This is a genomic window from Marinobacter sp. es.042, assembly GCF_900188315.1.
In the GTDB taxonomy this organism is placed as follows: Bacteria; Pseudomonadota; Gammaproteobacteria; order Pseudomonadales; family Oleiphilaceae; genus Marinobacter.
In genome coordinates this window covers 2,916,895-2,936,821 of record NZ_LT897781.1, presented here as the reverse complement: position 1 = coordinate 2,936,821, position 19,927 = coordinate 2,916,895, and the positions used below count along the sequence as shown (strand labels likewise).

The 19,927-nt window shown below is 58.7% G+C and carries 21 protein-coding genes; 10 read left to right on the top strand and 11 right to left on the bottom strand.

The window, feature by feature from the left end:
• Nucleotides 1-13 precede the first annotated feature (13 nt).
• From CFB02_RS13735 to CFB02_RS13720, 4 genes are all read left to right on the top strand, one after another.
• A complete protein-coding gene (locus CFB02_RS13735) occupies nucleotides 14-1,438 on the top strand; it encodes a TrkH family potassium uptake protein (protein ID WP_197694026.1) in 1,425 nt (474 codons plus the stop codon).
• Nucleotides 1,435-2,109, top strand: coding sequence for a potassium channel family protein (locus tag CFB02_RS13730; RefSeq protein WP_088558430.1), 675 nt, complete (start codon nucleotides 1,435-1,437; stop codon nucleotides 2,107-2,109). The genes CFB02_RS13735 and CFB02_RS13730 overlap by 4 nt, the downstream gene beginning before the upstream one ends.
• Nucleotides 2,110-2,167: 58 nt before the next feature.
• Nucleotides 2,168-2,518, top strand: coding sequence for a RidA family protein (locus tag CFB02_RS13725; protein ID WP_008177087.1), 351 nt, complete (start codon nucleotides 2,168-2,170; stop codon nucleotides 2,516-2,518).
• 76 nt (nucleotides 2,519-2,594) lie between these two features.
• Complete coding sequence (locus CFB02_RS13720) at nucleotides 2,595-3,443, top strand: sulfurtransferase (RefSeq protein WP_088558429.1); 849 nt, start codon at nucleotides 2,595-2,597, stop codon at nucleotides 3,441-3,443.
• Nucleotides 3,444-3,472: 29 nt separating this feature from the next.
• Here the strand turns inward: CFB02_RS13720 and CFB02_RS13715 are convergent, their stop codons facing one another.
• Together CFB02_RS13715 and CFB02_RS13710 are read right to left on the bottom strand one after the other, a co-directional pair.
• Complete coding sequence (locus tag CFB02_RS13715) at nucleotides 3,473-3,997, bottom strand: cytochrome b (protein WP_088558428.1); 525 nt, start codon at nucleotides 3,995-3,997, stop codon at nucleotides 3,473-3,475.
• Between the two features lie 63 nt (nucleotides 3,998-4,060).
• Nucleotides 4,061-4,405: a hypothetical protein gene (locus tag CFB02_RS13710; protein ID WP_088558427.1), complete on the bottom strand. Its 345-nt coding sequence runs from the start codon at nucleotides 4,403-4,405 to the stop codon at nucleotides 4,061-4,063.
• Nucleotides 4,406-4,623: 218 nt separating this feature from the next.
• Here CFB02_RS13710 and CFB02_RS13705 point away from each other — a divergent pair, with 218 nt between their 5' ends.
• Complete coding sequence (locus tag CFB02_RS13705) at nucleotides 4,624-5,349, top strand: response regulator (protein ID WP_014579078.1); 726 nt, start codon at nucleotides 4,624-4,626, stop codon at nucleotides 5,347-5,349.
• Nucleotides 5,346-6,764 carry a sensor histidine kinase gene (locus tag CFB02_RS13700; protein ID WP_088558426.1) on the top strand — a complete coding sequence of 473 codons (1,419 nt, stop codon included), beginning with the start codon at nucleotides 5,346-5,348 and terminating at the stop codon, nucleotides 6,762-6,764. The genes CFB02_RS13705 and CFB02_RS13700 overlap by 4 nt, the downstream gene beginning before the upstream one ends.
• 6 nt (nucleotides 6,765-6,770) lie before the next feature.
• On the opposite strand, the gene CFB02_RS13695 is transcribed toward CFB02_RS13700, so the two are convergent.
• The 9 genes from CFB02_RS13695 to CFB02_RS13655 form a co-directional block, all read right to left on the bottom strand.
• Nucleotides 6,771-7,001 (bottom strand): hypothetical protein, encoded by a 231-nt coding sequence (locus CFB02_RS13695; RefSeq protein WP_014579080.1) that lies wholly within the window; start codon nucleotides 6,999-7,001, stop codon nucleotides 6,771-6,773.
• 30 nt (nucleotides 7,002-7,031) lie between these two features.
• Nucleotides 7,032-8,780 carry an ArnT family glycosyltransferase gene (locus CFB02_RS13690; RefSeq protein WP_088558425.1) on the bottom strand — a complete coding sequence of 583 codons (1,749 nt, stop codon included), beginning with the start codon at nucleotides 8,778-8,780 and terminating at the stop codon, nucleotides 7,032-7,034.
• Nucleotides 8,781-8,789: 9 nt separating this feature from the next.
• Nucleotides 8,790-9,458, bottom strand: a complete 669-nt coding sequence (locus tag CFB02_RS13685; protein ID WP_053113691.1) for a TVP38/TMEM64 family protein — start codon at nucleotides 9,456-9,458, stop codon at nucleotides 8,790-8,792.
• Between the two features lies 1 nt (nucleotide 9,459).
• A complete protein-coding gene (locus CFB02_RS13680; RefSeq protein ID WP_014579083.1) occupies nucleotides 9,460-10,227 on the bottom strand; it encodes a glycosyltransferase family 2 protein in 768 nt (255 codons plus the stop codon).
• 93 nt (nucleotides 10,228-10,320) lie between these two features.
• Nucleotides 10,321-11,733, bottom strand: a complete 1,413-nt coding sequence (locus CFB02_RS13675) for an ATP-binding protein (protein WP_014579084.1) — start codon at nucleotides 11,731-11,733, stop codon at nucleotides 10,321-10,323.
• Complete coding sequence (locus CFB02_RS13670; protein WP_053113696.1) at nucleotides 11,730-12,413, bottom strand: response regulator transcription factor; 684 nt, start codon at nucleotides 12,411-12,413, stop codon at nucleotides 11,730-11,732. Before CFB02_RS13670 ends, CFB02_RS13675 begins: the two co-directional genes overlap by 4 nt.
• A gap of 22 nt (nucleotides 12,414-12,435) precedes the next feature.
• Nucleotides 12,436-13,983 (bottom strand): ArnT family glycosyltransferase, encoded by a 1,548-nt coding sequence (locus tag CFB02_RS13665; protein WP_088558424.1) that lies wholly within the window; start codon nucleotides 13,981-13,983, stop codon nucleotides 12,436-12,438.
• Nucleotides 13,967-14,974, bottom strand: a complete 1,008-nt coding sequence (locus tag CFB02_RS13660) for a glycosyltransferase family 2 protein (RefSeq protein WP_227519219.1) — start codon at nucleotides 14,972-14,974, stop codon at nucleotides 13,967-13,969. The genes CFB02_RS13665 and CFB02_RS13660 overlap by 17 nt, the downstream gene beginning before the upstream one ends.
• Complete coding sequence (locus tag CFB02_RS13655; RefSeq protein ID WP_088558422.1) at nucleotides 14,946-15,359, bottom strand: GtrA family protein; 414 nt, start codon at nucleotides 15,357-15,359, stop codon at nucleotides 14,946-14,948. The genes CFB02_RS13660 and CFB02_RS13655 overlap by 29 nt, the downstream gene beginning before the upstream one ends.
• Before the next feature lie 218 nt (nucleotides 15,360-15,577).
• Between CFB02_RS13655 and CFB02_RS13650 the strand changes: the two genes are divergently transcribed.
• From CFB02_RS13650 to CFB02_RS13635, 4 genes are read left to right on the top strand one after another with little or no spacing between them, the layout of a single operon-like run.
• Nucleotides 15,578-16,288, top strand: a complete 711-nt coding sequence (locus CFB02_RS13650; protein ID WP_172835829.1) for a thermostable hemolysin — start codon at nucleotides 15,578-15,580, stop codon at nucleotides 16,286-16,288.
• Nucleotides 16,272-18,458, top strand: coding sequence for an AMP-binding protein (locus CFB02_RS13645; protein ID WP_088558421.1), 2,187 nt, complete (start codon nucleotides 16,272-16,274; stop codon nucleotides 18,456-18,458). The genes CFB02_RS13650 and CFB02_RS13645 overlap by 17 nt, the downstream gene beginning before the upstream one ends.
• Entirely contained in the window at nucleotides 18,445-19,227 is a 783-nt protein-coding gene (locus tag CFB02_RS13640; RefSeq protein WP_088558420.1) for an SDR family oxidoreductase, read from the top strand. Before CFB02_RS13645 ends, CFB02_RS13640 begins: the two co-directional genes overlap by 14 nt.
• Nucleotides 19,224-19,844 (top strand): tetratricopeptide repeat protein, encoded by a 621-nt coding sequence (locus tag CFB02_RS13635; RefSeq protein ID WP_088558419.1) that lies wholly within the window; start codon nucleotides 19,224-19,226, stop codon nucleotides 19,842-19,844. The genes CFB02_RS13640 and CFB02_RS13635 overlap by 4 nt, the downstream gene beginning before the upstream one ends.
• Nucleotides 19,845-19,927 lie beyond the last annotated feature (83 nt).

Genomic DNA, 19,927 nt, shown 5'->3' with positions numbered 1-19,927 from the left:
TTATGCAGTGCGAATGCCCGTGTTGGCAAAATATATGGGGCTACTTGCATTAATGCTGGCTCTGCTGACGCTCGCCCCTCTGGGCGTTGCGGTGATTGTTCAGGATTTTCACATTGCTTGGCGTTACCTCGTTGTTATTGCCGCACTGCTGATTTTCTGGGGCGCGTCACGGTCCATTGCTGAGCCCTGGCACATACAGACAAATGAAGCGCTGACAGTTGTTGCTTTGGCCTTTGTGCTCTCCCCGCTATTGATGACCTTCCCGTTCATGGGGAGTGGTTTAAGTTTTTACGATGCCTTGTTTGAGGCCATCTCCGCTATCACAACCACGGGCCTTTCAGTCACGACAGATCTCGCGGACAAGCCACAGACATTTATGTTCGCCCGTTCATGGATGCAGTGGTACGGAGGCCTGGGGATCGTGGTGCTTTCTGTTGCGTTGTTAATGGGTAGCCAGATTGCCAGTCGGAGCCTGAGTGAGCCCCTTGGAGGTGAAACCCTGGCAACAACGACACGCACCCATGCCCGTCAGACGCTGGTGATCTATAGCGTCCTTACCCTGACAGGCATCCTGGTGGTCTGGTTGATATCTGGTAATGGCTTGATGGCCCTCAACCATGTGCTATCGGCGGTATCAACCGGTGGTTTCTCTTCATTCGATAACAGTCTTGCAGCCATTGATAACTGGTATACCCGGTTCACTATTATTGGCCTGGGTTTGTGCGGTGCTTTGCCCTTATCACTGTATGCCGTCGTCTTTTCGAAACACTGGCGTGCCGGTATTCGTGATAGGGAGCTTCTCGCTCTGTCAGTGGCGATTTTACTGGTGACCCTTCTTTTGTTTCTTTCCCTGCATTTTCACTCAGGAATGAATCCGCAGGATGCTGCCGGCCATGCGTTATTTCTTGCCATGTCCTCCCAATCCACAACGGGATTCACGACGGTTGATATAAACTTGCTCGATGACAGTGCCAAAATCAGCATGATTTTTTCGATGTTGGTCGGTGGTGGTGTCGGATCGACGGCAGGTGGCATAAAGCTGTTACGTGTTCTGATTTTGCTTCGGTTGATTCAGGTAGTGTTACAGCGCACAACCATGCCGTCACAGGCTGTGCACTACCCCAAACTGGATGGGAAGGTCCTGGAAGATACCGTCATACAACGCGCTCTCATTCTTATCCTGTTATTTATTGGCGTGGTGGCAATTTCATGGTTCGTCTTTTTGATGCACGGCTACCCTCCAATGAATGCGCTGTTTGAGGTTGTTTCGGCAACTGCCACGGTGGGATTAAGCACCGGCATTACCGCAGCCGATCTGCCGGTTTTACTCAAACTGGTTCTGTGTCTGAACATGCTGTTTGGGCGACTCGAAATCGTTGCATTGCTGGTCGTTCTGTATCCTGCGAACTGGGTCGGAAAACGAAAGGAATTATCATGAAAGCCATCCTTGTGGGTGCGGGTTCTACCGCAATAATGACGGCGAAATTCCTGCTCGAGCACAATCATGATGTGATTGTCATTGAGGTCGACAAGGAAAGGATTGATGAGCTGAGCCATGAACTTGACTGTGGCTTCTTACTTGGCGATGGCAGCAAACCGTCACTGCTGCGAGAAACAAATCCGGAAGAGGGGGACGTGCTCTACTGTCTTACCGGTCATGACCAGACAAACATCATTGCCAGCCTGGTTGGTCGCTCCTTAGGTTTCAAAAAGGTTGTCACCAAGATTCAAGACCCGACTTATGAACATATCTGCATCGAGCTCGGGCTTGAGGCCACGATTGTTCCGTCACGTACTATTGGTCGGCACCTGGCAGAGCTTTTCGAGGGCCGTGACTCGTTTGAGTTGTCTACCATGTTGCGGTACGACACCTCGGTCTTTTCATTTGTGGCCAGGGAAAAACAGGTCGGCGGAATTGCCGATCTGGCATTACCCAAGTCCAGTCGCATCATGTGTATCTATCGAAAGGGAAAGCTGATCATTCCGGAGGACAATGCACGGATTGAACCTGATGATGAGGTGATTATTATTACCCATCGGAAAAACCTCGAAGCATTGCATGAACAGCTGGATTCAGTCGGTCACTATCAATCATCCGATTCTGGCTGAATCCGGAACCCCACAATAGGGCTATATAGTCACTCAAATCCCCAACAAGGCCATCACCATGACCATTGAACGTATTTCCACCAACAGCCGAATGAGCAAGATCGTAAAACACAACGGCACCGCTTACCTTTGCGGTCAGGTTGCCAAGGACCGTAACGCCGATATTCATACCCAGGTGACCGGGATGCTGGAGAAAGTGGACGAGCTGCTTGAGACTGCCGGCTCCAGCCGCGACAGGATCCTCTCGGCGACCATTTACCTGGCAGACATGGCCGATTTCAAAGCCCTGAACGAGGTGTGGGACAACTGGGTGCCTGAAGGTACGGCGCCGGCCCGGGCCTGCGTTCAGGCTCAGATGGCGTCGCCGGAGTTGCTGGTGGAAATCTCGGTGATTGCCGCAACGTCCTGACGGCAGCCGGGAAGGTCTGGCGATTTGTCGGTCTGAGAAGTCGGCCGTTTATTTCTGGTAGGAACAGGAGCACACCATGGCGTCCCCACTCGTTACCACCGACTGGTTGCAGGAAAACCTCGATAACGAACGGTTGGTTCTGATCGACGCGAGTATGGCCACGGTTATTGGCAAGGAGCCGATCGTTTATGATCACCCGGTGTGGATACCGGGGAGCTTCCAGATTGATCTGGAGGGAACGCTCTGCAATACGGAATCGTCCCAGCTCCATGCGTTTCCCACCGAGGAGCAGTTCACGCAGGAAGTTCGCAGGCTGGGCATAACGCCTGAAAGCCTGGTGGTGCTTTACGACAACCAGGGAATCTATTCCGCTCCCCGGGCCTGGTGGATTCTGCGGTCGATGGGCCTCGAACAGGTTTTCGTGCTCGATGGTGGCCTGCCACAGTGGTTGGCAGAGGGGCGTAAGACGGTTTCGGCTCCGATTAATAGTGCGGCTTACGCCGGGAACATGGCGGGCCTTCTGGACCCTGAACGGGTTCGGGATTCCGCCTTCGTTTTACAGCATCTGGACGACGAGCGAGTTTCGGTGATTGATGCGAGATCCCGGGCGCGGTTCCTGGCTCAGGCCCCGGAACCCCGCCCGAGTGTGCGCGGCGGCCATATTCCGAACTCACTCAATGTTCCGTTTACCGAGGTACTGGATGGTTACCGGTTCAAGCCAGTTAGTGAGCTGGAATCAACGTTCAAACGGCTTGCTCCGAACCTTCAGCCCGGAGGCGGGCATCAACTGGTGTTTTCCTGCGGTTCCGGCATCACCGCCTGCATCATTCTGCTGGCGGCGGAGCTGGCCGGGTATGACCAGCTTTCTCTTTACGATGGTTCCTGGGCGGACTGGGGCAGCGACGATTCGCTGCCGGTGGCTTGAGCCCGAGGGTTTTCCCGTATCCCGGGCCGTCAGGCCATGCGCTTCATGATCCGGTCTCCCAGCAGGTACTGATGCGCCAGGGCAGCAGCCACGTGTATGCCGATCATGAGCCACAACACGTTGGCCAGCACTTCATGAACCTCTTCCCCGCTGTCTTCCAGCCACTCGATTTCCGGGCCGTAGCCAAAGACTGTCCAGCCGAAAAAGGTAACAGGATCGCCTTCACCGAGGGAGGATGCGAGCCCTGACAGCGGCATCAGGATCATCAGGGCATAGAGCGCAATGTGTCCGAGCTTGGCCATGGTCGCCCATTGAGCCGGTGGTGTTATACGTGCGCGGTTAAGCCAGCGCCAGAGACCGCGAAAGATAACCAGCCCGAAAATGGTCAGGCCCAGGGTCTGGTGCCAGGCCATAAGCGACGCATCAGAGAGTGTGTGCTCCAGGGCTTCAAACCAGACTTCGCTGGCAAGCATTACCAGCAACATAACCGCCATTATCCAGTGCACAGCCCGGGAAACGGCACCATAGCGGTTGTCAGCGTCCATCAGTGTCATCGCGATTCTCCTTGATCAGGGGTTGGCGGAGCACCTTCCGGGCCCCGCGCTGTCAGCTGGCAATCAGTCCCGGCGGCCGCCGCGAACCGGAGCGCCGTACTGGTTGAATTCCTGCTCCCGGATCAGGTTCTGCTCGGCATCCCGCAGTTGTACCCGGTAGGTGCCATCCGGAGTTTCGTCAACGGACACCTTCACGCCCGGACCAAAGCGCCTGAGTGCCTGGCCATAGGCCATAATGCGCATCTCGTCGGTGCTGTACTGCTTGAGGCTGGCGCGCATGTGCTTGCCGTCACCGCGATGTTCATAGCGGTCTTCTTCCCAGTAGTCGTCATCGGCCGATGCCAGCAGGGGCGCCGTGTTGAGCAGGGCAGCGGCAGAGATGGCGGCAATGGTGGTGGTTTTCTTCATGGTTGAACTCCTTGGTTGGTTAAGTCCTTATCGGGAATGCCCTCGTTTGACAGGATCTATTTCACCAAGGAAACGTCGCAGAATTGTCTCGGTGACCCACCGACTTTGTCGCAACTTGTCGCAAGGCAAGGATTTGCGACGGTTTTTGACAAGATCGCGCCCAAGCGGGAAGTCGACTCCCCTATAATCAGGGCAGACGGTAATCAACGGAGTAACGAGTGAGCGACTCTCCCACCATCCTGGTCGTCGATGACCACCGGGACATTCGAGATCTGGTCGGCCGCTATCTTCAGGAGCATGGCCTGCGCGTGCTGCTGGCAGATGGCGGCGATGCCATGAAGCGACAGTTGCGACAGCACTCCGTCGACCTGGTTGTGCTGGACATCATGATGCCCGGGGACGATGGCCTCACGCTCTGCCGTTACCTTCGTGAGCACACCGAGTTGCCTGTTATTCTGCTTACAGCCATGAGCGAGGAAACCGATCGCATTGTCGGCCTCGAAATGGGCGCCGACGATTACCTCACCAAACCCTTTAACCCCCGGGAGTTGTTGGCCCGCATAAAAGCAGTTCTGCGCCGTACCACAGCGCTGCCACCGCAACGCAGCCCCATGGCCGGGCAGTCCCTGACGTTCGAGGGCTGGACGCTGGACGTCGACCGCCATCAACTCATCGATCCGGAAGGTGTCGAGGTGTCGTTGAGTACCGCCGAGTACAAGCTTCTGCTCGCCTTCCTTGAGCACGCCGGCCGCGTGTTGTCCCGTGATCAGCTGATGGACCTGACCCTCGGCAGAGAGGCGGATGCTTTCGATCGCAGCATTGATAATCATGTCAGCCGCCTGCGCCGAAAGATCGACCCGGATGCCCGCAGCCCCAGGCTGATCAAGACAATCTGGGGCGGTGGCTACCAGTGGATTGCTGCGGTCGAAGGGGCTGAACAATGAGACTGTGGCCACGGCGCGCCGGTGGGCAGCTGGCGCTGTTATTGATTCTGGTGCTGCTGGTGGCCCAGGTTATCACCATCGTTATTCTGGCGGGTGAGCGCCAGGGAGCGTTGCGCAGTGCCAGTCTGGAACACGTCCTCCAGCGGGTGGCCGATGGCTATACCCTGGCCGATACTACCGATCCGGAACGGCAGGAGCGCATCCTCCGGGCACTCTCCAGCCCGACCCTGCGGCTTTCCATTGATCCCGCGCCCTATCTGACCGAGGATCAGTCCTCCGACATGAGGCGCAGGCTGGCCGAGGAGCTGGGTCTGCCCATGGCGCAGGTTCGAACGGCCATGGAGGCTGATGGAGACGACTGCCTGCGGGATCGCGATGATCATCGGGACCGTGAACGGCATGACGATGAGGATGATGAACACCACGAGTATGAAGAACACCGTGATGATGACGACCATCACGATGAACGGCACGAATGCCCGCCGGTGCTGGGTGTTTCCCTGGCGCTGTCTTCCGGCCAGTGGTTCAATGCCCGGGCCCGGCCACCGGCGCCCTCCTGGCTGTGGCTAAAGGCGACGCTCACCAGCGTTGGTATTACCGCAGTGCTGCTCACGCTGACCTTATTGCTGGCGGTCCGTCGAATACTGCGGCCAATGAACGAGTTGAGCCAGGCGGCCCACGCGTTCGGGCGGGGGGAGAAAGTCCGGATTCCTGAAAAGGGACCGGAGGATGTTCGTGAGGTTACCCGCGCCTTCAACCAGATGCAGGATCAGGTTGGCCGCGCCCAGGAAGACCGGGCAAGGCTGCTGGCGGCTCTCGCTCACGACCTCAGGACACCCATTACCTCCATGCGGCTCCGAGTGGAAATGCTGCCGGAAGGTGAGGACAGGGACCGTCTTCTCGATTCCCTCAGGGAAATGCAGCATCTTGCCGAAGCCACCCTCGATTTCATCCGGGGCACCACCACCGAACAGCACCGTCGCTATGATCTGGCGACCCTGCTGGACAGCCTGTGTGGTGATCTCCAGGAAATGGGCTTGGCGGTGCACTGTGATGACAGCCCGAGATGTGTACTCCAGGGGCAGCCCGAAGCCGTCAAACGTGCCCTGCGTAATTTGATTGAGAACGCGGTTAATTATGGCGAGCAGGCGGAAGTAACACTGGCAACCACAGACACAGAAGCGGTTGTCACGATTGTTGATCAGGGGCCGGGTATTCTGGAGGCGGACCGGGAACGGGTTTTTGAACCCTTCTATCGGCTGGAACACTCACGCAGCCGCGAAACCGGTGGCGCAGGCCTGGGCCTGGCTATTGCCCGTACCCTGATTCGGGGGATGGGTGGCGATATCAGGCTGGATGCTGGCCCGGGAGGTCAGGGCCTGCAGGTTTCTGTGACTTTGCCCAAAACCAGGTAGGGCCTGTCAGAACAGCACTTCGGCACGGGCAAATCCCAGAGCGTCGAGTGCCTCGACGGTCGCATCCAGGTTTGCGTAGCTGCAAACATGATCGTCGTCGGATATCAGGAAAAAGGTCTTTCCTTCAATATCCTTAAAAAGTATGACCCATTCGTGCGCATTCGAGGGGGATCGTACGATTTTCACGGAATCAACACGGTTTTCTTCCCGACGGGCTTTAATTTCATGCTTTTTCATCGTTTCTTCTTCTCTTAATCCCTCGCCAGCTCAATCCTGCCAACTGCCGGGCTCAGGCGTGGTAAACCGTTTGACCTTGTCTGGTGGTGCGCAGCTGGGGTTCATTTGTTCATCAGTCAATAATAGGTAGCTGTCCCGGTGGGCCGTGCCCACGGGAATGGCACCCTCTTTGGTGAAGCAGGGTAACTCAATCTGATCGGCGACGAGGAGATAGCTGTCCTCGGTTTCGCTCATCCACAACCAGGCATTGCGATTTTCCTGTTCCCGACCGGTAAAGAAGCTGAAATGGGTAAAGTCGCGTTTGGAAAACAGCAGGAACTGTTCCCGGAAGTCGATCATGCCGAGCTGCCCGCCGGGCGGGATATGCTGTTCTGCGGCGGCCAGAACGTTGCGAGGAGTTCGAAGCGGCTCAAGAATTCGATAGCCCCAGGTGCCCAGCAGCAGCCAGGTGATCATCATGGCCAGGAACAGACGCCCCAGCGCACGGGAGCGCCAGAACCCGAACAGGGTGATCAGCCAGGCCAGTCCTATGACGAAGACGAACGTCCCCGCCTCGTGCAGTTTGGCCGGGTCGGTGCTGTAGTCGGCCACTTTTTCAACCAGCCTGGGGTGGTCGTTCCAGGCCAGGACGCCAACCGCCATCAACGCGATACCGAGCAGGAACTGCACACCTGTCAGGAGCGGCGGAAACCACCCCGCCGGTTTCTGGCTGCTGAGCAGCGGGGCGAGAATCAGGGCCAGCATGGGCAATGCTGGCAACAGGTAAACACCGCGCTTGCCGGGGCTGAGGCTGAAAAACACGATGACCAGGGCAATCCAGCCCAGAAGTACAGGAATAATCGGCCGGTACCGGGCGGTTTCAGACAGGGGCCGGATCAAGGCCAGGAGCAACAGCGGAAGAGGAAACCAGAGCGAGGGGATGACGCTGGTGAGGTAATAGTACCAGGGCTGGATATGGCCCCATGAGTCGGCATAGCGCTCGCCGGTCTGCTTGAACAGGATATTGTTCCGATAGGCCAGGGCCTCTTCGGTGCCGAGATTGTTAACGTAAAGCACCATGGGAATCAGCCAGGCGGCAACCACTGCCAGCATGGCCAGCGGGCCCAGTGCGCAGCGCCAGGTGAGCGTGCCACGGAACAATGCGCGATCGCGAAGCTTCATGACCACGATCGGAATGAGCATCAGCGCCGGCAGGAAGCCAACCCCTTTGGTGATGATCCCGAGCCCCATAAACGCCCAGCCGACGAAGTACCAGCCCCAGGCGGGCCCGGTGAAAAAGTGTCGGATCAGGCCGTAGCAAGCAACCGCAATCCAGCAGGCGACCATGGCGTCGATCTGGGCTTTCTGGGCCTGGATCACGAACTGGGGCGCAAGCATCAGCAACATGACCGCGATGGCACCGGTCCGCTGGTTCCACAGGCGGGTGCCCAGATCAAAGACCAGTCCCAGTGTCAGCAGGCTACACAGCGCATTGGGCAGCAGGAATGCAATCTTCAGGTTGCCGGTCAGCCAGTAAAAGAAGGCAATACTCCACATGAACACCGGTGGCTTGTCGGGGTAGAACTCACCACCCCGCATGGGGATCAGCCATTGCCCGGAGGCGACCATTTCGCGGGCCACTTCCGCGAACCTCGGTTCGTCGGCAGGCCAGGGGGAACGTAGTCCGATCCCGGTAAAAATCACGACTGCGGCAAAGGCCAGCAGTAACAGCAGGAGTTGATTGCGGGACAGGTTAAACACGGTGTCCGGCAGGTGGCGGACGAAGGGTGATGCAGGCATGGTTCGGTCTCAGAGAGAGTCGGAAACGGAATCGGCCAGCGTCCTGGCCCTCTGGTTGTGATAGAGAAAAGCACCAATCAGCGAGGCGAGAATGAAAAAGCCGATGCTCACGGCAAGCTGATAGGCATTGGCATTGCCGATACCGGCACCGGCCAGGGCAAACACCAGCATCTGGGGCAGATAGCCCAGGGTGCTGCCGAACAGGAACGGTGAGAAACGGATCCCGGAGCAGCCTGCGACAAGGTTGGTCACCAGGTTACTGCCCACCGGCAGCAAACGCACCATGAGAACCTTCAACAGCGTCTGCTCCCGGAACAGGCGATCAAACTGCTGCATGCGATGGCTGAACCGCCTGCTCAATGGCGTTCGCAGCAGCCAGCGGGCGGTCAGGAAACAGCCGGTGGCCCCAATGGCGGCGGCCAGGGTCGACAGCAGTGTCCCGTTGAGCCCGCCCAGTGCAAAACCCAGCACGAAGGCGAGCAACTGGCGTGGAGCGCCGAGGCCGGTAAACAATGCGCCGGCGAGGGTAATCACCACCAATCCGCCGACACCATGACTGTGGAGATAGTTCGCCACTTCATTCTGGTCGGCAATGAAGTCGAGCCAGCCGTTGTGGATGGTCAGATAGCCAACCAGCACCAGGGCTGCGAAGGCCAGCCAGCGGGAACTGTTGATCATGTCAGGAGCGCTCCGCCACCGATCCCTGTGGATCGGCCTGACCGGCACTGCTGATAACAGGAACCCGGGTGCGGTGCAGCAACCAGAGTACACCGAGCAGATCCAGGATGCCGGCCCAGGTCCGGTTCCAGGCGTTGTATTTGGAAATCCCTGCGGTGCGTGGGCGGTGGTTTACCTCCACGATGGCAATGTCACCGCCGATCCCTCGTACCAGCGCCGGGATGAATCGGTGTCCGTGATCGAACCAGGGGAGTTTGAGGAAGGTTTCCCGGGGAAACAGCTTCAGGCCGCAACCGGTATCGGGCACGCCATCATGAAGAAGTGCATCCCGCACGCGATTGGCCAGGCGTGACTGGAAGCGCTTCCACGCAGTGTCCTTGCGATTCTTGCGATAGCCGGCAATACAGAAGTCCGGGTTCCGCATGGTGTTGGCTTTCTGCAGCATGGCGGGAATGTCGGCCGGATCATTCTGGCCATCGCCATCCATGGTAACAATCAACTTACTCCGGGCCTGTCGGATACCCGATGCCAGGGCACCGCTCTGGCCGATGCTGCGCTCGTGGCGAATGGTCAACAACCGGCCCCCGAGGGCCCGGGCTGTCCGAACGGCTGTGTCCAGCGTGCTGTCGGTGCTGCCATCATCCACCAGCACCACCTCAAAGCCGTGATAGTCACGCATTACCCCATAGGCCTCGGTCAGCAGGGTAGCGATGTTGGCTTCTTCATCCTTGGCCGGTATAACCAGCGAAAGAGTTCTTTCCTGACCCATGTAAAGACATCCTCGAAAACGGAATATCAACCGGGCCGTCTGTCGGCCCTGTTCAATTGGGCCGGAGTATCCTCCTCAAACCTTAAAACAACCTTAAACCTTCTTGAGACGAGAGGTGGCACGGGCCGGGAGCCAGATGCTGACGCACAGGCCCGAGTTGCCATCCGGCCGGTCGCCCAGGGTGAGCTGGCCACCATGAAGTTCAGCGATGCGCCTGGCGATGGCCAGCCCGAGACCCGCGCCACCACCGAGTCGCTGGTCCAGCCGGACAAAACGGCTCAAAGCCCGCTCACGTGCCTCGGCTGGGATGCCGGGGCCCTGGTCGCACACGGTTATATGGTATCCCTCACCGGCAGGCGTGAGGTGTGTTTCGATGCTTGTGTGTTCGGGGCTGTACTGGATGGCGTTCGCCAGCAGGGAGCGCATGAGGGTGTTGATCAAGGCACTGTGGCAGGAGACCAGGGCCTGACCGGCATCGTCCTGCAGCACGGGGTCGATGTCCTTTTTCAGGGCCAGCGGTGCCACATCGGCAATGCTCTGTTCCACGATGGCAGACAGGTTGTGGTATTCCGGGGTGAAATCGGCACCAGAGTCGACGCGGTTGAGCAGCAGCATCTGCTCAACCAGGTGCACCATGCGGTCCACGGACTGGATCAGATCGCCGTATTGCTCCGGGTCGTTCTCGTAGACTTTTTCCAGATTCAGACGCAGGGCCGTAAGCGGTGTCCTCAGTTCATGGGCGGCATCGGCAGAAAACCGCCTCTCCCGTTCCAGGGCCTGGTTGAGGCGTCGGAGCAGACCATTCACCGCCTGCACCAGACCGGCGACTTCCTTGGGCGCCTGCCGGTCGTCCAGTGGGTGTATATTTTCCGGGGCCATGTTGCGTACGGGCTTCTCGAGCTTTCTAAGTGGCTGGAAGCCCACCTGGATCGACACCAGCACTGCCAGAGCCAGCACGGGCAGCACGATCAGGAAAGGCAGTACGTTGCCGAGAGCGATTTCCTGGCTGAGTTCATCCCGGACATCTTCACGCTGGGCCGTGCGGATCCAGAAACCGGTCGCCGGATCTTCAAGGGTGAAGGTTCGCCATTGATATCCGGCTACTTCCTGCCATCCGAAACCACGCTCCAGGCCCTGCGAATCGTTGGCGCGCAGGGTGTCCAGAATCGGCTCCCGGTCCGGCGACCAGACCTCAAAGGCCAGCTTCCGTTCGTATTTGTGGCCCGCGCCGCCGGGCAGGATTTCATTCTCCTCCTCGTCGCCCTGGTACACGCCGTCTGGCAGTTGGAGCGTCTTCTCCAGGGTATGACTGATCTGCTCCATCGACTGCGTGGAAGAGAGATGCTCAACCAGGCCCTGGACAATGCGGGTGCTCTGGGCCAGCTCCGCGTCGAAAAGCTCTTCCAGTTGATGGTCGCTGACGTAGAAGCCCCAGCCGGCAGCAATCAGAGTGATGAAGAACACCGTGCTGGTGATCAGAAGGATCAGTTTTCGGGTCAGGCTCATTCGGGAGAAACCTCCGCAGCGGCCTTGCTGTCCAGCATGTAGCCAACGCCACGGACGGTGCGGATGGTCTGTTTGCCAACGCGCCGGCGCAAATGATGGACATGCACCTCAAGGGCATTACTCTCTGCGCCCTGCTCCCAACCATACAGCTGCTCTTCCAGCCGACGGCGGGTTGCCACCTGGTCGGGGTGGCGCATCAGGTAGTGCAGAATCTGGAATTCGCTGCGCGGAAGAGCCGCCGTTTCGGTCCCCAGCTTGAGCTGGCCTGAATCGGGGTCCAGAATCAGCCTGCCCACCTGCAGACCGCCTGTCCGGACACCGGCTCCGCGCCGCGTAACGGCCCGAATTCGAGCTTTCAGTTCCGCCATGGCGAAGGGCTTCGTCAGGTAGTCGTCAGCGCCCGCATTGAGGCCCTGAAGTTTTTCGTCCAGATCGCCGCGGGCGGTGAGGATGATGACCGGCGTCTCGATACCCTGGCTGCGTACCTTTTTCACGATATCCAGCCCGTCCACGCGGGGCAGCGTCAGATCCAGGATGGCCAGATCGAAGCTATCGTTCAGGAGTGCATTGAGCGCCTGCTGGCCGTCATCCAGCCAGTCAACGGTGTTCTGCTCGTCACGCAACATACCCAGCATGGTGTTGGCCAAAAGATGATCGTCTTCAATCAGCAATATTCGCATACAGCAGGAATCCGGTTGGTTTTCAGCTAAGCGGGTGATCGTTGGATGCATTGTAATCGATACCGCCGGTTTTGCTTTTTTCCTGAAAGCTGGTCGCGGTATTTCCCGAGGATGGCTTCAACAGGAAAAGCCGGTAGCGACGGTTTTCCTCAATCGGTCTGGTGAGGTCTTCAAGGCGCCTGATCATTGCGGTGTTGCCCTTCTCTACAGCCAGAGCCATGGGTTCCTGCAGGTTGCCCGATTCAATGCGATCGATAACGTCTTCCTGGGCAATGGCATGAGCATCGCCACGGCTGTAGAAGCGTGCCGAGAACGGGGCCTTGCCCAGGTAAAACAGATTGTCTGCGCTCATGCCGGGGAGTTGTTCGATTTGCGCGACCAGATCCCGCTCGGTTTTCAGTTGCTCCGGGTGCAGGGTAAGCCAGCCTGCGGCGGCGATCCCGATCATGGGGATTGTCAGCACTGCAGCCAGACTGGAGGCCGGCATCCGACCGGAAAGTTCCCTCGGCCAGAGGCTGGATGCCAGCACGGCAAGAAACGGCAAACCGGGAAGCACGTAGGTCCAGAGAATGTTGCCGGAGAGGGTGAAAAAGACGGCAGGACTCAGCGCGGATGCCAGAACCAGCCCGCCCACGCCTTTTTCAACGGGCTGCCACTGTTGTGGTGCAGGTTGACGGCGCCAGCGGCTAACGCCAAAAGCAACAATCGCGATCAGACCCCAGGGGAAACTGGCGGCAACCAGGTACAGCCAGATGGTGCCCCGGGTAAACTCGTGTGCGTTGCCATAAAGATCACCCTGCCAGCTACTGACAAGGAATCGCTTGATGTGTTCTCCCACGATGAAGTAATCGAGAAAACCGGGTGTCTTGAGCTCGGCAAGAACATACCAGGGGGCTGCAATGGCCATCATCAAAAGTGAACCGCGTAGCCAGGGCAGCTGCTGCCACAGGATCAGCCAGCGTCGGGTCGTCGCAACCCAGAGAAAAACCGGCAGCCCGGTCAGAACCAGAATCAGCGGGCCCTTGGCGAGCAGGCCGATGGCAAGACCGATAAAGAAGAGCCAGCCCCACACCATGGGGCCGCCCTGAAGACGAACCACAAGACTGGTCAGCACCAGCGTTGAGCCGAGGGCAAGGAACGAATCGGTCATCACCGTGCCCGCCGTCAGGAAGCCCAGGGCCGTGGTGGCGTAAATCAGGGCGGCCCAGAGGCCGGCCGACGTTGCCGCTTGGCTGTCGCGTTCGGGATGCAGGTAACGACGCAGGGTGAAGACCAAGTAGACGATAATGACATTGGCCAGCCAGGAGGGCAGCCTGCCCGCGAACTCAGAAACACCCAGCAATTTGAACGACAATGCCTGCGCCCAGAACGACAGTGGTGGCTTGCCCCAGAACGGCACTCCGTAGTCGAACCATGGGGTTATCCAATCTCCGGTGTGGGCCATTATGCGGGCAATTTCGGCATAGCGCGGTTCGGTAGTGTCCGCCAGCGGCAGTATCGCCGCCAGTCCGAGCCGTGCGGCAAGCACGGCAAACAGGAGCCAGAGCAGGTTGTTAATGTTTCTGGTCATTACCGGCTACTCGCAGTTGGGTGAGAACCGGTTGGGCAATGTCGTCGCTGTCTTCCGCAACAATAAACACTGGGCGCTGTTTGGTCTCCATATAGATCCGACCGACATACTCCCCCAACAGGCCAACGCATAGCAGCTGTACCCCTGAGAGGAACGTGATCATGGCAATCATGGAGGCGTAACCCGGTGTGGATATGCCGAAAACCAGTGCCCGGATAACTTCCCAGGTGCCGAAAAGGCCTCCGGCGCCGGCCGCAAAGAGGCCGAGGATCAGGGCAATCCGCAATGGGCGCGTGGAGAACGAGGTAATCCCTTCCATCGCCAGATGCATGAGCTTCAGATAGTTCCACTTGGTTTTGCCTGCCAGGCGTGGATCGCGGTCAAATTCGAGAGTGACCGTTGGCATGCCAACCCACGCGAACATGCCTTTCAGGTAGCGGTTGCGTTCGGGTAACCGGTTGAGGGCATCTACGGTGCGCCGGCTCATCAGTCGGAAGTCGCCAGTATCCACCGGTATCGATGCGTCACTTATGTGGTTGATCAGACGATAGAAAATGCTCGCAGTGGTGCGTTTCAGCCAGCTTTCACCGGCCCTTGATCGCCGTTTCATCAGAACGACGTCTGCCCCCTGCTGCCATGCCTGAACCATTCTCGGGATCAACTCCGGGGGATCCTGGAGATCGGCGTCCATCAGTACCACGGCACCGCCACGGGCACTCTCAAGGCCCGCGGTAACGGCCGCTTCCTTGCCAAAGTTCCGGGAGAGCTGAACGACACGGATTCCGGAGTAACGGTCCCTGGCCCGTAGCAGCTGTGTAACAGAATCGTCCCGGCTGCCATCGTCCACGAACAGCAGCTCAACCTGGCCCGGCAGTTGGCGGCAGACAAGATCCAGCCGTTTCAACAGGGTCGGAATCACATCGGCTTCGTTGTGAACCGGGATAATGATGCTCAGCATCGGGTTACTGAACGTTAATTGTCTGTTCTTCATGGAAAACAAACCTCTGTGCAAAGAGATAGTTGGCAAAGGCAACCAGGCCGGTCGTGATTAGTTGCGAGGGGGCGACGCTGAGACCCGCAAACAGGAGTAGCGAAAAGCCCGCTAAATTGAGGGCCCAGCCCAATGCAGCCCCCGTGAGATATCGCGGGAACGCAATTCTATGAGGCAGGTTGGAACAAAAAGCGTAGCGATGCTGGCCAACATAATTTGCCAGCAATCCAGCCGTGGCACCGGTGGCGGTTGCGAGAACGGCGTTCAGTCCCCAACCGATCAAGACCAGCATGGCCAGCCAATGCAGCAGGGTGGCGACGCCACCGGCCAGCAGGAATCGTGGCAATCTGCCCCAGCCATTTGACCGCAATAACGGGAATCTCATACAGCCTCACTTAAGAACCCGGGCGTTATCGGAAGAATCCGAATGATGGCCGGCACGTTACCGGGCCATCCTTAAGCAAGCCTTAACCGCGACCTCTGAAAAATCTTAAGCCGGCCTTAAGGTTTCTCCCGGCCGTCCTTAAGCCTGGTTTAAGGCTTTGCTCCTAATCTGGTACCCGTGATCAAAGCGCCCACGGGGAGCGAAACTGGAGAGCCCATATGACAGACCCGCTGATGATGTCCACATGTTGTCCCCCGGACTCCGGGGAGGTGGTTCCGGTCATCCGTTGTGCCGGTCGCTGGTTTAACGAGATCCGTCCCGAGACGGCAATGGCCGGGACGGTCGCGGATTTTATCCGTCGGCGCTTCCTGCATGCCTATGGTGCCGAGCCTTCTCTGCGCATACCGGCATTGCTTGCCCTGACAACCGCTCAGGGCAGTCTTCTTGCCGCGGTCGGTGTTCGTAACGCCGCGCTGGAAAAACTGTTCCTGGAAGATTATCTGTCGGTGCCGGTGGAGTCGGTGATGCCGGTTGCGGGCATCGAGCGACATCGGATCGCGGAGATTGCCCATCTGGCGGGCGTTGAAGCCGGTGTCAGCCGTTTTCTGTTTGCCTCGTTGTCGGTGTGGCTGGATGGGGCCGGTTATGACTGGGTGGTGTGCACCGGCACGGATCAGCTACGCAACAGTTTTCACCGTCTGGGCATTGCCACTCAGGTCCTGGCGACTGCCGATCCCGCCATGTTGCCCGATGGCGGTGCCGGCTGGGGGCGTTATTACGATCATCATCCGGTGGTGATGGCGATTCGTGTCGCCGATGGCATGTCGGCACTGCGGACCGCCGGTTTGCTCCGGTTGATTCAGCCGGTTGAGTCCGAAGCCCCTGGGGAAGAAGCGATGGCAGGAGGTTCCTATGGCCACATTGCCTGAACTTCTGCAACGCCAGGCGGCCGTCCAACCCTCACAAACGGCGCTCCAGGGGCCGGAGTCGGCCTTCACTTACGCTCAGATGATGCAGGCGGCCGAGGCTCTCGCCGACCAGTTGACCCGCCTTGGTGTGCGCCGGGCCGGCCTGTGTGGCGACAACTCCGTGGCGTGGATTCTTGCCGATCTGGCCTGTTTGCTTGCCGGCGTGGTGTGTGTCCCCGTGCCGGTGTTTTTTTCACGGACCCAGACGGAACACCTGACTGAACGAGCTGGCCTTGATTGCCTGTTGTCAGGGGGCGCAAGCAATGGCGGTGAGCACATTGGCCATGGTGTCTGGCTAAGGCATTTGCCGGTAACAGCGGCAGCCGCCTGGATGCCGGAGCAGACCGCGAAGATAACCTTTACGTCTGGCAGTACAGGCAACCCGAAGGGCGTCTGCCTGTCGGTGGCCCAGATGACGGCCACCACGCTGGCCTTGCAGGAGCGTCTTGAGGGCGTCGACCTTGAGCGGCACCTGTGCATCCTGCCACTGGCCACATTGCTGGAGAACATTGCCGGGGTTTATCTGCCGCTGCTTATGGGCAGTACGGTAATGGTCGCACCCTTGCAGGATCTGGGCATGACCGGAAGCAGTGGGCTGGACATCGACCGGCTGGTGCAGGGCATCAACGAACACCAGCCGCAGTCCCTGATTCTGGTGCCGGAACTGGCTATGGCGCTGGTGTCTGCGGCCGAACAGAAACAGCTGGAGAGTAATTCTTTCCGGTTTCTGGCGGTTGGTGGCGGACGGGTTTCGTCCGACCTGCTTGCCAGGGGCCGCGCGGTCGGACTGCCGATTTATGAGGGTTATGGGCTTTCCGAGTGCAGTTCCGTGGTTGCATTGAACGTGCCTGGAACCGAACGCGAAGGTGCGGTGGGTAAACCGCTCTCCCATGTTCGGGTACGGGTGGACGACCGCGGACACATTCTGGTGGCCGGTAACACCCACCTGGGTTACCTGGGGGATGAACCAGCAGGGGATGAGTGGCTGGATACCGGTGACCTGGGTTCCCGGGATGCCGGGGGGTTCCTGTCGGTGAATGGTCGCGCGAAGAATCTTCTGATTACCAGCTTCGGTCGCAACATCAGCCCGGAATGGCTGGAGAGTGAACTCATTCAGGCGATTGGTGCCCGCCAGGCGGTGGTGTTTGGTGATGGCTATCCCCGCCCTTCCGCCCTCGTTGTGGTGCAGGATGGTCGTTCACCTGAAGCGTTGCGCTCGCAGCTGGACGCTCTGAACAACAAATTGCCGGACTACGCCCGGTTGTCCGGGGTCTATATCCGCCGTCAGCCATTGACTCAGGCTGACGGCTACCTGACTGCAAACGGCCGGCCTGTTCGCCAACAGATTCAGGCGGATCTGCCAACGCTGCTGGTCGGTGCATTTCCGATTTTCATGAACCTTTCGATGTCCAATTCTGAACTTTCAAACCCGCCAGGAGGATCTTTCATGGCATTTTTCGATCGACTGCAGTCCGAAACTGCACAAGCCCGCGCCCACGTAACCGGTGCGCCTGTTATTGAGGCCATCCGCGAGGGCCGGTTTGACCTGAACGGCTATACCTGGTTTCTCACCCAGGCGTATCACCACGTGAAACACACCGTACCCCTGATGATGGCCTGCGGTGGTCGCTTGCCCGAGCGTCTGGAATTTGTGCGCAAGGCGTTGGTGGAGTACATCGAGGAGGAGTATGGCCACCATGAGTGGATCCTCAACGATCTCGCGGCCTGCGGAGAGGACAAGGAAACCATCCGTCATGGCAGCCCGGATACCTCTATCGAGCTGATGGTCGCCTACCTCTATGACCGCATTAACCGCGGTAACCCGGCCGCCTTTTTCGGCATGGTTCAGGTGCTTGAGGGAACGTCGATCGAGTTGGCGACGCCGCTCGGTGAAGCCATCCAGAAACAGCTTGGCCTGCCTAAAGAAGCGTTCAGCTACCTCTACTCCCATGGTGCTCTGGATCAGGAGCATTTCGAGTTCTTCCGGAACCTGATGAACGAAATTACCGATCCGGATGATCAGCAGGCCATTATCGAGGCGGCCCGTATGGTCTACAGGCTTTACGGCGACATGCTGCACAGCATTCCCGTGCCCGAGAATCGCAAGGAGCGGCGCCATGAGGCTGCATGATCGGGTGTTCCTGCTTCTGGGTGGCACAGGAGGTATAGGGAAGGCGCTTGTGGAGCCGTTGGTCAGGGCAGGTGCTCGGGTGATTATCGCTTCCCGGCACCCGGAAAAGCTCGAACATCGGGAAGGTGTCTCGCTCGTGCATCTGGATCTCGCGGCGCCGGACCTCGACCAGCAGCTGGTTCGGCTCGGCGATGCCTATCCGGATATTGATGGCGTTATCCACTGTGCCGGCCAGAACTGCTTTGCCAGCCTGGGCAATATGACCGTCAATGAACTGGACGCCCAGATCGCCGTCAATCTCCGGTCAGCGATGATTGTCGCCAGGCACTTTGCACCAAGGTTTGAAAAAGCCGAACAGGGAGCGCTGGTGTTCGTGGGGTCCACCTTTGGCAGCATCGGTTTCCCCGGTTACACCGCCTATTGCGCCAGCAAGTTTGGTCTGCGCGGTTTCAGCGAAGCCCTGCGCAGGGAACTGGCCGATACCCCGGTTCAGGTGATTTATGTGGCCCCCCGCGCCACTGCCACGGACATGAACCCGGAGGCCGTGAACGAGCTGAACCGGGCACTCGGCAACGCCATGGACGCACCTGAAGCGGTGGCGGCGCAGATTCTGGTGGCCATGGAAAATGATGATCGCCGGCGTTTTCTGGGCTGGCCCGAGAAGTTGTTCGTGGTCATCAACGGCATCCTGCCCAAAATTGTTGATAAGGCGATGCTGAAGCAATTGCCGGTGATCCGGCGGTTTCTGAATCCGGGAGTGTTGTCATGAAACGTGTTTTATTGATGGTCCTGTGTCTGGCTGCCCAGCCGCTTTGGGCAGCTGCTCTTGAGACCGAGCTGGCCGACATCCAGCATCGCTGGGCCGAGATCCAGTACCAGGTACCGGAGGACGAAAAAGAGAAAGCCTTCGAGGGCCTGGCTGGCGAGGCGGAACAGTTTGTTGCCCATTATCCGGACCGGGCAGAGCCGCTGATCTGGCAGGGTATTGTGTTGAGCACCTACGCCGGTGCCAAAGGTGGTCTGGGTGCCCTGGGCCTGGTCAAGGACGCCCGGAAATCCCTGGAAGCGGCCCTGGCAATCGACCCCGATGCGCTGGATGGCTCGGCTTACACATCCCTTGGCAGCCTTTATTACCAGGTCCCTGGCTGGCCACTGGGCTTCGGTGATGACGACAAGGCCCGTGAGTATTTGCAGAAAGCATTGGCGATCAATCCTGATGGTATGGATGCCAATTTTTTCTTTGGCGATTTTCTGCTGGACCAGGGCGAGCCGGAACGAGCCCGGAGCTATCTGCAGAAAGTCCTCGAAGCACCCGACAGGGCGGGTCGCGACGTCGCTGATTCCGGTCGGCGGGAAGAGGCCAAGAGTCGCCTTAAAGCCCTCTGACACTTCGATGCCGTCGTTCCTGTTGAGGTAGGCTACACTCTTCTTTAGAAGGGATGAAACTGCCGTCAGGGGGCGTGCGGTCC